This window comes from Mycobacterium kubicae (assembly GCF_015689175.1).
Classification (GTDB): Bacteria; Actinomycetota; Actinomycetes; order Mycobacteriales; family Mycobacteriaceae; genus Mycobacterium; species Mycobacterium kubicae.
This window is the reverse complement of the sequence record NZ_CP065047.1, coordinates 4,352,674-4,366,850: the sequence shown is the minus strand read 5'-3', so window position 1 is coordinate 4,366,850 and position 14,177 is coordinate 4,352,674. Positions and strand designations below refer to the sequence as shown.

The following is a 14,177-nucleotide window of genomic DNA, read 5'->3' as shown; positions in this document are numbered from 1 at the left end:
ACGCTACGCGCCGCGGACCGCGACTCCGCGCAACACCGTGTCGCGGGTGAGCACCAACGATTGTCGCGTTCCGACGGCGCGCAGAATGTTCTCCGGTACCCACTGCATACCGATGATGCACCGGGCCAACATTGCGGTGGACGGGGTGTCGATGCTGATCTCGCCGGACTTGATCCCTTCGGAGAGCAGCGATTTCATCTGACGCAGCCGGGTCGTGTACAACCACCCGGGGTTTGCGGTGTTGGGCGGCGACTGCCGCATCCAGGCGAGCTGGATACGGAACTCGTCGGAGAATTGGTCCAGCGCATTGGCATTCACCCAGCTCAGGGCGTCCAATTTCTCGACAGGGGAGGCGGTCGAGCGCAGCACCGCGATCCATCCCGCTTCGACCTTCTGGCCGAACGACCGCATGATCGAAGCAAGTAGCTGGTCTTTGGAACCGATCACCCGATACACCGTCCCGGTTCCCAGGCCGGCGGCAGACGCGATATCGCGAATGGTCGTGACCTCGTATCCCTTGCGGCCGAACTCGGTTCGGGCCACCGCCCGCAAGTGGGCGGCTTTGTCGCTGGGGTTGGCCTCGCTGTCGTCGGCCCATGAGGCGATGACCTCGCTGGCGGCGGCCAGCGCGTCCGACGCGTCCAGCGCGGCGTCAGTAGGTGGATCAGATGTTAAGCCCTGCAACGTGATCCGGCACATCAACGCCGCAACCTGATCGGCCGACGAGTTGTGCCGGATGACGTCGAGCCCCACCTGCAGCATGGTCTGACAGATGCGGTCGGCCAAGGTAGGAAGGTCGAGCTCGGGTTTGACGTAGCCACTCCACCTGGCGGCGCGCAGCGTTTGCAGCATCGCTTCGTAAATCGCCGTGGGCCGCTGCTGGGTCAGGTTCATCAACTCGGGGTCGGCGCTGGGACCCTCGTAGAACGACATCTGCAAGGCGGCCCGGTGTCGCACGGCGCAGTTGGCGATAGCCGCCCCCAACTCGGCGATCTGGTCGGCTGTCGGTCGCGAGTCCGGTTCATCCAGTCTGGCTTGAGCGTTCAACCCGATGCGATTCAAGTCAGCCTGGTACCGGCGGATCAGCTCGACCAGGATCGCTTCTTTGGACTCGAAATGGTGATAGAGGCTGCCCGGCAGAATGCCTGCGGCGTCGGCGATCTCCTGCAACGAGGTCCGCAGGCCCGACGAAGCGATCAGCGACGCCGCTGTCTCGAGAATCTCGGTTCGGCGCGTTCCGGCTTCGGTCGCGCTCTCAGTCATAGCACCTGGCGGACTGCAGTGTGGGCGCCATGCGAATCCGTCCTGTGGATGAACCAAACCTTTGGTGAAGGTTATCAAACCGTCCGGGGCGAATGCGCTGCTAGAAAGCGTGGTGGAGCCAATTGTAGAGCGGCAGTGACCGGGCCGGTGAAATCGATCACCGGTCAACCACTTTGGTTTGTGCCAGCAGTGCACCGAGTTCGACGAGGTAGGAATCCGATCCGCCCAGATAGGTGCTCCAGCTCAACAGGCGCTTGAGGTAGAGATGAGCGTCGTGCTCCCAGGTGTAGCCGATGCCGCCGAACACCTGGATCGCGGTATCACCGACGGTGGCCAGCTGTCCGGCGAAAGCCTTGACGCGCACCGCCGCCAGGTGCCGCTCCTCGGCGTCGGCGGCGCAGTCGGCGGCCCACAGCGCGTGAATGACGCCGCTGCGGGCCAACTCGACCGTCTCGTACATGTCGACACACAGGTGCTGCACCGCTTGAAACGAGCCGATGACCTGTCCGAATTGCTTACGCATCTTGGCGTAGTCGAGGGCGAGGTGCATGACGGCCTGCGCCGCGCCGAGCGCGTCGGCGGCCATCGCGACCAGGATGTCGTCGACAACGGCCCGCACCGCATCCGGCGACGGGGTGGCCAGCCGCTGCGCCGGGACATCGGCCAACTCCACACGAAACCGCTTGCGGGTCGGATCGATTCCGCGTTCGGGTCGCACCACGACGCCGGGGGCGTCGGTAGGTACCGCGAAGAGTCCAGCGCCGTCGCGGTCTTCGGCAAGGAGCAAGAGCACATTGGCCGCTGCCGCATCGGGCACCACGGGAAGCTCACCTTTGAGCACGACGTCACCGTTTCGCGGCACCGCCGACACGCTGTGGCCGGCGTCGGGGGCGAAGCTCGCGATGGTGGTGCCTTCGGCGATGCCGGTGAGCAGCTCAGCCCCCGCATCGTGGGCGCCGAGCCGGGTCAACGCCCGCACCGCGGCGACGGCGCAGGACAACCACGGCCCGGGATGCAGCGCGACACCGAGTTCTTCGGCGACAACGCCGGCTTCCACCATCGTCATGCCGGCGCCCCCGAATTCGGCCGGCACCAACAGCCCGGTCGCGCCCAGGTCGGCCAGGCCACGCCAAATTGCCTCGGTGGTGCCGGTCGGATCGTCGAGCAGGGGCCGCACGTGCGCCGAGATCGATGCTCGTTCGGCAAGGAAGCGGCGTACCGTGTCGCGCAGCGCCAGTTGTTCGTCGGTGAGTTCCAGGTTCATTGGCGCGGCAGTCCCAACACTCGCTGGGCGGTGATGTTCTTGTTGATCTGGGTAGTGCCACCGGCGATCGTCAGGGATCGGGAGGTCAGGCGGTAATCGGCCCACCGGCGGTCCGTCCCGCCGGTACCCAGCACGTCGAAGGCCAGCGCCGCCAGGCTCTGTCCCACCTCACCCCAAACCGTCTTGGCCAGGCTCGCCGAGCCCAGCGCGTCACCACCGTGCAGTGTCGCCGAAATCGAGCGCTGACACAGAACTTCCAGATATTTGATGCGCAGCCCGATTTCGCCCAGGCGCCGTAGGGTCAGGGGATCATCGAGCGCATTCGCGTCGGCGAAGTCGGCGACCAGTTCTTCCAACCGCACCTGCATTTCGGCATACAGCCGAGCGGCACCGGCGCGCTCATGGCTCAACGTGGTGGTGGCGACCTGCCAGCCTTTGTTGAGCGGGCCGAGCAGGGCGTCGGCCGGGACATGCACATCGTGGAAGAACACCTCGGCGAAATCGGCCTCGCCGTTGAGCGTGACCAGCGGCCGCACCTCGATGCCCGGCAAGCGCATGTCGACGATCAGACAAGAGATGCCTTTGTGCTTGGGGGCGTCCGGATCGGTGCGCACATAGAGCTGGCACCAATGCGCCCGGTGCCCCAGTGAGGTCCAGATCTTCTGCCCGTTGATGACGAAGTCACCGTTGTCACGCACCGCGCGTGTCCGCAATGCGGCGAGATCGGACCCGGCTTCCGGCTCGGACATGCCTTGGCACCAGATGTCGTCGGCGCGCATCATGCGCGGCAGCAGGGTAGTCTTCTGCTCTTCGGTGCCGTACTGCATGATCGCGGGAGCGATGTTGTTCATACCAATTACGTTGAGCGGCAGGGGTGCCCGAGCACGCGTCGTTTCCTCGGTGTAGACGAGCTGTTCGAGGACCGTGGCTCCGCGTCCGCCGTACTCCCTAGGCCAGGACACGGCCGCCCAGCCGGCATCGGCCATCGTCGCGTTCCACGCCCGCAGCCGTTCGAACACTTCGTCACTGCGGCCGGCCGGCCGGCGCGCGGCAATCAACTCTTCGGTGAGATTGGCCGCCAACCACGCACGCAGTTCATCGCGGAATTGTTCCACTTCCGCCGGGTAGGAGAAATCCACGTTTCCTGCTCGACTCGATTGACTGCGGCCATGGCGAACTTTACGTTGGAACAGATTTTTGGTCAAACAGTGGCCAGGAGATCGCCGGTGGTATCGGAGGTCGACAGTGGGAACCGACGCTCTTGGCGAACAGTCCCTCGGCATGCTTGCTTGCGCACTGGCGGGCCGGCCGGTGGCGGTCGCCGAACTCAGCCCGGGGGAGCCGGCTTGGACCGACGGGCACACCATCTATGTCGATGCTTCCAACGGCTTGTACACCACACTCGAGGCGGTCGTAGTCCAGGCGTCGTTGATTGCGGCCGGCAGCCTGGAGGCAGATATCGTGCGCCGGCTGGTCCACCGTCGTCGGTTGGCCAGCCGCTATCTGGCGGCCGAAGGACACCGCGCGTTGGTGGCCAACCGCGATCTGCTGCCGCCGGTCTTGGCAGAGTTGGGCAATCGCGAGATCGCAAGGCGCAGCGACTCGCCTGCCGCGTCGCTGATGATCGCCAGCAGAACTGCGGTGATCGACGATCCGCCAAGGGCATTCGGGGTCATCCGAGCGGCGAAAGTCCTGGCCGCGTGCGCCCAAGTCGCCGAAGCCAACGATCCAGCGCATCCGCAACACCTCCCCCGCAGCGCCGGGAAGCGGGAGCTGGAGGAGCTCGACGACGGCGAGGTGGACGAGTCCGACGACCCTGATGTGTTCACCAGCCCGGTTGGGGGCGGCGGATTCATCGGCAAGTTGTTGCAGAAGATGTTGTCTGCGGCGCGTAAGACGGGCAGCGGCGGGGGACCGCCGGGCGCCGACAGCCCGACGCATCGAGTCGAATCCACGGCGCGCGGTCCGCACGTCGTGTCGTCACTAGCCTCGAGATCCGCCGAGGACATCGACGATCACCGAGCCCAACCCGATGGCGTGCGGTACCCGGAATGGGACGTGGCCGCCAAGCGCTATCGGCCGCAGTGGTGCACCGTGCGCGAACTCGAGCCGACCATCACCGCGACGGCAAATCCGGCGATCGATGCCGCTATCGGGCTGCGGCGTCCGCTGTCGCGGCTGGGCATGGGATTGCACCGGCGTCGCCGTCAGTCGCAGGGCGACGACGTCGACATCGACGCGGCGGTGCAGGCCCGCGTGGAGGTGCGGGCCGGTTGCGTGCCCGATGAGGCGGTGTACCTGGACAGCTTGCGGCGTCGGCGCGATCTGTCGGTGCTGCTCCTCCTCGATGTGTCCGGCTCGACGGCGCAGCCCGGAACACTGGGCTGCACGGTGCACCAACAACAGCGCGTTGCTGTGGCCAATCTTCTTGTCGGGCTGCATGATCTAGGAGACCGGGTGGCGCTCTACGGCTATTATTCCCAAGGCCGCAAAGCGGTGAGCCTGGTGGCGGTCAAGCGGTTCCACGATCCCCTCGACGCGCGAGTCATGAGGCGGCTGAACAGTTTGGAACCCGGCGCCTATTCCCGCCTCGGCGCCGCGATCCGGCACGGGTCGGCAGTCCTGCAAGCCCGCGGTGGCACTTCGCGGCGGCTGATGGTGGTGCTGTCCGACGGCCTTGCCTACGACCACGGATACGAGCGTGGTTACGGCGCGGCGGACACGCGCCGGGCACTGACCGAGGCCCGGCGCCGGGGCACCGGGTGCGTGTGCCTGACGATCGGCGCGGGAACCGACGTAGCCGCGCTGCGGAAAGTGTTCGGCAGCACCGCCCATGCGACTGTCGCGCGCCCCGATCAACTGGCCGGTGTGATCGGACCGCTGTTCCGGTCGGCGTTGCGCTCAGCCGAAGTCCGCCGGAAGGCGTCGGCGCCTGGTGGTCGAGTGCTTGAAACAAACATCTGTTCCGGTTAGGCTCCGGGCAACCGTGGCAGAAGGGACGTTATGGCCAACGAGCCCGGGTTGGTTGGACACAACGGCGTGACCGCTGAGGTGGAGCCGACGCGGCCCTACTACCAATCGGTGGGTAATGAAGAGGCCGTGTTCAAGGCGGCCTTCCGCCAAGGCCTGGCCCTCGTGCTCAAGGGGCCGACGGGTTGCGGCAAGACCCGCTTCGTCGAGGCGATGGCACATGACCTCGGCCGGCCCCTGATCACCGTCGCCTGCCATGACGACCTCACCACAGCGGACCTGGTCGGTCGGTATCTCCTGCGCGGCGACGAGACGGTATGGGTCGACGGCCCCCTGACCCGGGCGGTACGGGACGGCGCGATCTGTTATCTCGACGAAGTGGTGGAAGCTCGGCAGGACACCACCGTGGTTCTGCACCCGCTGGCCGACCACCGGCGTCAGTTGCCCATCGAGCGTCTGGGCGTCACGCTGGCTGCCGCACCCGGATTCGGGCTGGTGGTGTCCTATAACCCCGGCTATCAAAGCGTGCTCAAGGACCTCAAGGATTCGACCCGCCAGCGGATGGTTGCCATCGAATTCGGTTTTCCCCCAGCCGATGTCGAGCAGGGGATCGTGGCGCACGAGGCGGGCGTCACGGCTGCCATCGCATCCCGGCTGGTGCGGCTGGGGCAGGCCATCCGCCGTTTGGAGACCGGTGGACTGCGCGAGGTCGCATCGACTCGCGTGCTGATCGCCGCGGGCAGGCTGGTCGCCGAGGGCTTGAGCATCGCGGATGCGGCCAGGGCCGCCATCGCCGGACCGCTCACCGACGATGTGGCGGTGAGCCGGGGCCTCAACGAGATGATCGGCATCTATCTGGCCGAGACGGAGGATCGGGATGAATGACGCCGAGAAAAGAATAACTAGCGCTACGAACAAATCTTAGGTTTGGAAGGCCGAATGTCATACGAAAGCACCGCGGCGCCGATCAAGGTCGGCTACCTGATGGATTTCACACTGCCACCGGCTTTTCCAGCCGAGATGCGCGCCGACTTCGCCCAATGCTTCGACCTGGTCTTCGCCGAAGCCGTCGAGCGGGGCGTCATCGATCGCCCGGTAGAGATGATCTACCGCGAGGTGGAGGGACTGCCCAAGGGATCGGTCAAGGCAGTCATCGACGCGTTCGGCGAACTCGTCGAGGAGGGCTGTCTGGTCATCTTCGGCCCGCACATCACCGACAACTGTGTGCCCACCCGCGAGGCCATCGAAGAGCGGTTCAAGGTACCGGCCATCAGCGTCACCGGCACCGACGACTGGTTGGGCGAATGGACATTCGCCTTCCCGCAAGGATCGATGACCGACGAGCCGATCTTCATCGCCGACTTGATGGCCAAACGGGGGCTCACCCAGATCGGAGTTCTCGTCGAGCAGAACCTGATCGGCGAGAGCTACCTGAAGCATCTGCGAACGGCGTGCCGCCACAAGGACATTCGCATCGTCGCCGAAGCGGCCATTGCGCAGACCGCGCAAGACATCAACGACGCGGTGCAGACCCTGCACGAGGCGAAGGCCGAGGCAATCGTGCACCTGGGTTTCGGATTCGGCATCGTGTTCATCAACCCGGCGTTGCAGGCTGTCGATTGGGACCCGCCGCGATTCACCACCACGGCCTTCCAGAACGCGTGGGTCAACCCGATCATGTGGAACGCGTTTCTGGGCTGGATCGGAGTCGATCAGTACGACGAGTCCAATCGAGTCGGGCAGGACTTCCTGGACCGGTACGCGAAGAAGTACGGCGGGCGCCGTCCCGAATACTGTGTGCCCCCGGTCAACCATGACGTCGCCGCAACACTGGTGCGCGCGTTCAGCGATGCGCATCCGCTGAGCCCGCGCGGAGTCAAAGAGGCTTTGGAGCGGGTCAAGATGATGCCCGCCGCGGCGGGCGCGCCGGGCACTCGAGTGTCGTTCGGCAAGTGGACCCGACGGGCCTGGATGGGCGCCGGATACCTGGTGGCGCGCAGGCTGGATCCCGACGGCGTCAACTCCGATCTGGTCGATCGCTTCGGAGAGGACGGCCTGTGACAACCGAAACGTCGCTGCCCGCTGACGAGCCGCGTCGGGCCGGCACGCGCGGTCAACGCAGCTGGGGCGGCTGGATCGCCGGTGCCGCGTTGGCCGCGTTCGCGCTGTTCTTCATCGCCAACTGCCGCACCGCCCTCGACCCGCGCGTCGCCAACCCGAATGTGCAGGGCCGCCCGCGTCCGGTGAAGTTCACGTTCGGGCTGGACTACATCACCTTCCTGGATGCCGCCACGGTCGTGGCGCTGATCGTGCTGTTGATCGTCTTCATCAGGGGCTGGCGCCGTAATCCCGGCAGCCCGGTCATGCTGATGTTCTTGTGCACCACGCTGATCGTGTGGCAGGACCCGATCATGAACTGGGCCCCGTTCGCGGTGTACAACCCCGACCTGATCCACTGGCCGGAGTCGTGGCCCTTGGTGTCGCTGTCGCCGACGGTGGAACCGTTTGTCGTATTCGGTTATGTGATGTTCTATTTCGGCCCGTATTTCCCGGCGATCTGGATTCTGCGCAAGCTGCAGGCCAAGCACGGACCGCAGCATTTCGTGTCGCGGCATCCGCTGCTCAGCCTGGGCGTACTGACCTGTGCGATCGGCTTCGTCTTCGATGCCATGCTGGAAAATATCCTGATCCACTGGGGCATGTACATCTATTCCCAGGTGATCCCGTGGGGATCGGTGTTCACCGGCACCACCTTCCAGTTCCCGCTCATCTGGGAGTCGTTCTCGGTGACGTTCGTGATGGTTCCCGCCGCGATCCTGTGCTACCGCGACGACACCGGCAAGTCGGTGGCCGAAAAGCTGGCCGCGAAGGCCAGAGTCTTCCCGAGCCGGCCGGTGCTCGGCACCTTCCTGGTGATGTTCGCCATCATCAACGTGTCCTACTTCGCTTACGGCGCTTGGTTCGCTGCGATCAAGGCCATTAAGGCCGCGACCTCGGTGGCCTGCCCATGGCCCTACCTGGAAGCCAAAGTCTATGACCCGCAGGGCTTTTACGAAGCGGCCGGCGCCCAAGGCCCGTATTCGGTCGGCATCTGGTCGACGTGGATGAGCGGGCAGCCCGACGGGCGGCCGCACATCGACCCGCCGCCCCCGGGTCAAGGGCCTTGTGCCATCAAGGATCACGACGCGGACACGCATGGTTGAGTTACGCACCGCGGTCATCACCGGCGCGTCGCGCGGACTGGGGTTCGCCTCGACCGTGCGCCTGTATCGCGAAGGATGGCGGGTGGTCGCGGCCATGCGGACCCCCGAACCCGCGCTGGCACTGCTACGCCAGGCGACCGGGGCAGGCGAGGACAGTGACCGCCTGATCCCGGTGCAACTCGACCTCACCGATGCGCCGTCGATCTCGTCAGCCGCCAAGACGATCGAAGATGCCGTCGGCGCGCCGTACGCGCTGGTGCACAACGCGGGGATCTCGGCTGCCGGCATGGTGGAAGAAGCCGATATGGCCTTGTGGCAGAAGATGTTCACCACTCACGTTTTGGGCCCCGTCGCGCTTACCCAGGCGCTCTTACCGTCGATGCGGGCCGCGGGCCGGGGCCGCATCGTGCTGATCTCCAGCGCGGCCGGGGTGCGTGGTCAACCGGCCACGGCGCCGTACTCGGCGGCCAAGGGAGCCCTGGAGCGGTGGGGTGAGTCCATGGCATGCGAGATCGCGCCCTTCGGTCTGGGCGTCACGGTGCTGGTGACCGGCACATACGACACCGACATCATCACCGACGCCGGCACCACCGACGACCGCGACTTCGACGGCCCGTACGCCCGACTGCACCGCACCATGAACACCCGCGGGCGGTTCGCGATGAAACTCGCCCGCCCGCCCGAGCGGTTTCCCGACAGTCTGCTCAAGGCGCTCGACGACGGCAAGCCGTTCCGCCGACGAACTGCGGGTCCGGATGCCGCAATGTTACTGGCCTGCAACAGGATTCTTCCTGCCGCGGCCATGCATCACATGTCTCGAATCGTGTTGGGGATACCGAGGCAGGGCGCGTTGCGGTTCGCGCCAAAGACCGAAGGGGACTGAAATATGGCACAACTTTTCGACGATCTGGCGGACTTCGGCGCCTTCGACGATGCGGTATCCGGCGACGTTCGCGACCCGTACACCGAACTGGCCCGGCTGCGCCGCGAAGAGCCCATTCAACGCCTCGACGTCTCCGGCATGCCGCACGAGGAATCCAAACCGGTGTTCATCGTGTACCGCCACGAGGAAGCCCAGCAGATGCTGCGCGACAACGAGACGTTCTCGTCGGCGGCCGTCATCGCCGCGTTCGGGCCGGTGCTGGGTGAACGCGTGATGCTCGGCATGGACGAACCCGTGCACGGCCGGCTGCGGTCACTGGTGTCGAAAGCCTTCTCGCAGAAAGCCTTGGCGCGTTGGGAGACGGAGCTGGTCGGCCGGGTGGGCAATGCCCTCATCGACCGGTTCGCCGCCACCGGCAAAGCCGACCTGGTCAAGGAGTTCACCTTCGACTACCCCAGCCAGATCATCGCCGGCCTGCTGGGGCTGCCGGAACAGGACTACCCGCAGTTCCAGCGCTGGTCGATATCATTGCTGAGTTGGATCCTCAATCCCGAGCGCGGCCTGGCGGCCTCGGCCGCCCTCTGCGCATACTTCGCCCCCATCCTCGCCGCGCGCCGCGAGGAGCCGAGGGAGGACTTGATCAGCGCGTTGGCCGAAGCCGAAATCGACGGACACCAACTCGAGGACGAGGAGATCTACTCGTTTCTTCGCTTGCTGCTGCCCGCCGGGGTGGAGACGACGTACCGCTCGCTCGGGAGTCTGCTGCTGGCACTGCTGTCCAATCCCGCGCAACTGGATGCCGTCCGCGCGGATAGGTCGCTGCTGCCGCAGGCCATCGAAGAGGGCGTGCGGTGGGAACCGCCGTTGCTCACCATCACCCGGGTTGCCACTCGGGACACCGAACTGGGCGGGGTGCCGATACCGGCGGGTTCGACGGTGATGCCGATGCTGGGAGCCGCCAACCGGCAGGAGGACCGGTACCCCGATCCGGACCGCTTCGACATCTTCCGGACGCCCAGAGCGCACCTGGGTTGGGGGCATGGCGTGCACGTCTGCTTGGGCATGCATCTGGCCCGGCTGGAAATGCGCACCGCCGTCAACTTGCTGCTCGACCGGCTGCCCAACCTGCGGCTGGATCCCGACGGCGACGACCCGCACATCCGCGGTCAGGTCTTCCGGTCACCGACGTCGGTACCGGTCCTTTTCGACCCTCAATAGGCGCGCCGGTGAAGTTGCACCTTGCCAATCGGCTAGTTTCCAGTAAGGCTCACTACAGGGTGGCCCGCCTGGGGGTGTCATTTCCCGTCCCGGCGCTCTAACCAGCGCTTCGTCGAAAGAGAGCTGAACAGATATGACTAACACTGTAAAGGTCCGGTTCGAGCCGAAGATGATGATCGACGGCAAGCTCGTCGACGGCCAGGCCGGCACCTTCACCAACATCAACCCCGCGACCGAGGAATCGCTCGGGGAGGTGGCCGACGCTTCCAAGGAGGACATGCACCGGGCCATCGACGCGGCCCGACGGGCCTTCGACGAGACCGACTGGTCGACCAACAAGGAGCTACGCAAGCGCTGTTTGCTGCAGCTGCACGACGCTATCGAGGAGGAGAAGGAGGAGCTGCGCGAGGAGCTCATCCTCGAGGTCGGCTCGCCGCGCGCCATCACCTTCGGGCCGCAGCTGGATGCCCCGCTGCAAGACGGGCTGAAGTACCCGGCGAGACTGATCGACGAGTACGCCTGGGAAACCGACCTCGGCGACCGGGTCATCAGCCTCACCGGGGCCAACACCACCATCAAGGTCTGGCGGGAGCCCGTCGGCGTGGTCGGTGCGATCGTGCCGTGGAACTTCCCCTTCGAAGTCACCATCAACAAGCTTGGCCAGGCATTGGGGACCGGCAACACCGTGGTGCTCAAGCCCGCGCCCAACACGCCGTTCAACGCCACCCGGCTGGGCCGGCTGATCGCCGAGAAGACCGACATCCCCGCCGGCGTGGTCAACGTCGTCACCGCATCGGATCACTTCGTCGGCGAAGAGCTCACGCTGTCACCGAAAGTCGACCTCATCTCCTTCACCGGCTCGACGGTGGTCGGCAAGCGGATCATGGAAAAGGGCGCGGCGACCATGAAACGGCTGTTCCTGGAGCTGGGCGGCAAATCGGCCACCATCGTCTTGGAGGACGCCGACTTCGGGTTGGCCTGCGCGATCGGCATCGCGCCGTGCATGCATGCTGGGCAGGGCTGCGCGAACCCGACGCGGATGCTGCTACCGCGGTCGCGTTACGACGAGGGGGTGGCGATCCTCAAGAGCATCTACGAGAACGTCACCTGTGGTGACCCGCAGGATCCCGGAACCCTCTGCGGCCCAGTGATTTCGGAGAAGCAGCGAGACCGGGTGATGGGCTACATCCGCAAGGGCGTCGAAGAGGGTGCCACGGCGCTGGTGGGCGGACCTGATGCCGAAACCGGTTTCGACAAAGGATTCTTCGTCAGACCAACGCTTTTCACCGACGTCGACAACTCCATGACCATCGCCCAGGAGGAGATCTTCGGCCCGGTGCTCTCGGTCATCCCGTTCGACGACGAGGAAGACGCCATTCGCATCGCCAACGACAGCAAATACGGATTGGCCGGCAACGTCATGTCGGGTTCGCTGGAGCACTCCCTGGCGGTGGCCCGCCGAATCAAGGCCGGCTTCATCGGCGTCAACGGCGGCGCTCCGTACGGCGCGGACACCCCGTTCGGCGGATACAAGGACAGCGGCGTGGGGCGGCAGAACGGTGTCGCGGGATTCGACCAGTACACCGAGATCAAGTCGGTGGGTTATCCTGCGGGATAACGACATTCAGAGCGTCGGCACGGTGCCGCCGTCGACGACGATGTCGGCACCGACCACCGCGGCCGCGGCATCCGAGACCAGAAAGCCGACGACCTCAGCGACCTCGGCGGGCCGGGCGGGCCGACCCAGCGGGATGCCGCCCAGCGCGGACATCAGTGACTGCAGGGCGGCGTCGCGGTCGCCGTCGCCGGCGGCGGCGATCCGGTCGATGAGGTCTTCGGCGGCGTCGGTCTGAATGAACCCCGGCGACACCGAGTTGACTCGAACGCCTTTGGGCGCAAGCTCGTTGGACAAGCCCTTGCTGTACGCGCGCAGCGCGGCCTTGGCCGCGGCATAGCCCAGGGTTCCGTCGAACAGCGGCATCCGGCTCTGGATCGAGCCGATGTGCACGACCGCCCCCGAACCCGCCTCGATCATCATCGGTAGCAGCGCACGGTCCAAGCGAACCGCGGCCAGCAGGTTGAGGTTGAGCTCGTCGGCCCAGTCTTGTTCGTCGAGCGCGGCGAAGCCGCCCGAGGGCGCGCCGGATCCGCCCGCGACATGCACCAGGATGTCCAGTCCGCCACGGTCATGGATTGCAGCGGCCACCTGCTGCACTCCAGCCGGCGAGGCGAGGTCCGCGGCGATGAATTCGTCTGCCTCCGAACCGCGATGACGGGCCACCGCGGTGACGTGTGCTCCTCGGGACCGCAGCAGGGCTGTCACCGCGGCGCCGGTCCCTTTGGTGCCGCCCGTGACGACCGCGCGCCGGCCCTGCAGCGTGTTCACGCGTCGGCCCGAAAGATCGGCCAGCACAGGGTGGTGACCCAATGCGTGGAATCCGCTGTGTCCCAGAAGAACCGGTCGTAATACTCGCGCAGCGGAGCGTCGATGCTGATCTGGTGACCGGTCGCGTACTCGCCGAGTGCGCTGTAGTCGAGGTCGACGTCGTCGTGCGGACCGCGGTGAGTGATGACGGCTAATTCCGCCGCCGGGACGATGATCGGCACCACCCGTCCGGTCGGCCGCACCTCGCCGTTCACCGGGATGAAAACGGTGCTGCCGCCCCGGTCGGCGGCGAAGATGTCGAAGTCGAACAACGCACCGAGCGGCCCGGTCGGCGTCAGCTGACGGTCGGCCTGCACCGTGGCTCGCAATTCTTCGACCGCCCCTTCCCACCAGGACAGCAGATCGTCGCGATCGACGGTGGCGGTGATCGCGGCGGCCGGCGCGTCGGCGACGGTGCGGTGTTCGATGCGCGAGTGGGGGCCGGGGGAGCAAGGATCGCCCGCAGCGATTCCACGGCGCTACGCGTTGCGGCCAGTTGGTTCTCGAGTCGTTCCAGGTGGGCGCTGATCAGTGCGTTGCGGTCGGCCGGGGCGCAGACCAGCACGGCGCGCACGTCAGCCACCGGCATACCCAGGTCGCGTAGCCGCCGTATGACCTGAGCGGTCGGAACCTGATCGGAGGCGTAGTACCGGTAGCCGGTAACCGGGTCGACGCGATGGGGCTGCAGCAGTCCCACGTCGTGGTAGTGGCGCAGGGTCTTGACGGACAACTGCGTCATCCGGGAGAAGTCGCCGATCGACAATGCCGTAGTCACCGGCTCATTCTGAGATTTCCGGTAAGGGGAGAGTCAAGCGCGAACGGCGCCCTGGCCTCGCTAGGCCGGCCCCACGCTCGGCGAGCCCGCCGGCGCGGCAGAACCATAGGTTTCATAGCTAAGTCCCACCCCGCCCCTGCGGCCCGCGACGTGTTGGTTGACAATCGAATGACTTA

Annotated in this window: 12 protein-coding genes and 1 pseudogene; 7 read left to right on the top strand and 6 right to left on the bottom strand. The window is 66.0% G+C overall.

Annotated features, from left to right (window positions below):
* Nucleotides 1-3: 3 nt before the first annotated feature.
* The 3 genes from I2456_RS20365 to I2456_RS20355 all read right to left on the bottom strand — a co-directional run bounded on the left by I2456_RS20365 (nt 4) and on the right by I2456_RS20355 (nt 3,666).
* Nucleotides 4-1,263, bottom strand: coding sequence for a TetR/AcrR family transcriptional regulator (locus I2456_RS20365; RefSeq protein ID WP_085073537.1), 1,260 nt, complete (start codon nt 1,261-1,263; stop codon nt 4-6).
* A gap of 157 nt (nt 1,264-1,420) precedes the next feature.
* Nucleotides 1,421-2,527: an acyl-CoA dehydrogenase family protein gene (locus tag I2456_RS20360; protein ID WP_085073538.1), complete on the bottom strand. Its 1,107-nt coding sequence runs from the start codon at nt 2,525-2,527 to the stop codon at nt 1,421-1,423.
* Nucleotides 2,524-3,666 carry an acyl-CoA dehydrogenase family protein gene (locus I2456_RS20355; protein ID WP_085073539.1) on the bottom strand — a complete coding sequence of 381 codons (1,143 nt, stop codon included), beginning with the start codon at nt 3,664-3,666 and terminating at the stop codon, nt 2,524-2,526. The genes I2456_RS20360 and I2456_RS20355 overlap by 4 nt, the downstream gene beginning before the upstream one ends.
* Before the next feature lie 142 nt (nt 3,667-3,808).
* Between I2456_RS20355 and I2456_RS20350 the strand changes: the two genes are divergently transcribed.
* The 7 genes and pseudogenes from I2456_RS20350 (at nt 3,809) to I2456_RS20320 (ending at nt 12,419) form a co-directional block, all read left to right on the top strand.
* Entirely contained in the window at nt 3,809-5,500 is a 1,692-nt protein-coding gene (locus I2456_RS20350; RefSeq protein WP_085073633.1) for a nitric oxide reductase activation protein NorD, read from the top strand.
* 30 nt (nt 5,501-5,530) lie between these two features.
* Entirely contained in the window at nt 5,531-6,382 is an 852-nt protein-coding gene (locus I2456_RS20345; protein WP_085073540.1) for a CbbQ/NirQ/NorQ/GpvN family protein, read from the top strand.
* A gap of 54 nt (nt 6,383-6,436) precedes the next feature.
* The gene (locus I2456_RS20340; RefSeq protein WP_085073541.1) at nt 6,437-7,558 is read left to right on the top strand and encodes an ABC transporter substrate-binding protein; all 1,122 of its coding nucleotides are present in this window, start codon (nt 6,437-6,439) and stop codon (nt 7,556-7,558) included.
* Nucleotides 7,555-8,700 carry a spirocyclase AveC family protein gene (locus I2456_RS20335; RefSeq protein WP_085073542.1) on the top strand — a complete coding sequence of 382 codons (1,146 nt, stop codon included), beginning with the start codon at nt 7,555-7,557 and terminating at the stop codon, nt 8,698-8,700. Before I2456_RS20340 ends, I2456_RS20335 begins: the two co-directional genes overlap by 4 nt.
* A pseudogene (locus tag I2456_RS20330) lies at nt 8,693-9,556 on the top strand (SDR family oxidoreductase); the annotation flags it as partial. The gene I2456_RS20335 and the pseudogene I2456_RS20330, both read left to right, overlap by 8 nt.
* A 30-nt stretch (nt 9,557-9,586) precedes the next feature.
* Nucleotides 9,587-10,801, top strand: coding sequence for a cytochrome P450 (locus tag I2456_RS20325; protein WP_085073544.1), 1,215 nt, complete (start codon nt 9,587-9,589; stop codon nt 10,799-10,801).
* Between the two features lie 133 nt (nt 10,802-10,934).
* Nucleotides 10,935-12,419, top strand: coding sequence for an aldehyde dehydrogenase family protein (locus tag I2456_RS20320; protein ID WP_068164930.1), 1,485 nt, complete (start codon nt 10,935-10,937; stop codon nt 12,417-12,419).
* A gap of 6 nt (nt 12,420-12,425) precedes the next feature.
* On the opposite strand, the gene I2456_RS20315 is transcribed toward I2456_RS20320, so the two are convergent.
* The 3 genes from I2456_RS20315 to I2456_RS28650 are packed head-to-tail and all read right to left on the bottom strand — an operon-like array spanning nt 12,426 to nt 14,001.
* Nucleotides 12,426-13,187 (bottom strand): SDR family oxidoreductase, encoded by a 762-nt coding sequence (locus tag I2456_RS20315; RefSeq protein WP_241007770.1) that lies wholly within the window; start codon nt 13,185-13,187, stop codon nt 12,426-12,428.
* Entirely contained in the window at nt 13,184-13,543 is a 360-nt protein-coding gene (locus I2456_RS28655; RefSeq protein ID WP_241007769.1) for a GyrI-like domain-containing protein, read from the bottom strand. The genes I2456_RS20315 and I2456_RS28655 overlap by 4 nt, the downstream gene beginning before the upstream one ends.
* Nucleotides 13,522-14,001, bottom strand: coding sequence for a MerR family transcriptional regulator (locus I2456_RS28650; RefSeq protein WP_241007768.1), 480 nt, complete (start codon nt 13,999-14,001; stop codon nt 13,522-13,524). Before I2456_RS28650 ends, I2456_RS28655 begins: the two co-directional genes overlap by 22 nt.
* Between the last annotated feature and the right edge of the window lie 176 nt (nt 14,002-14,177).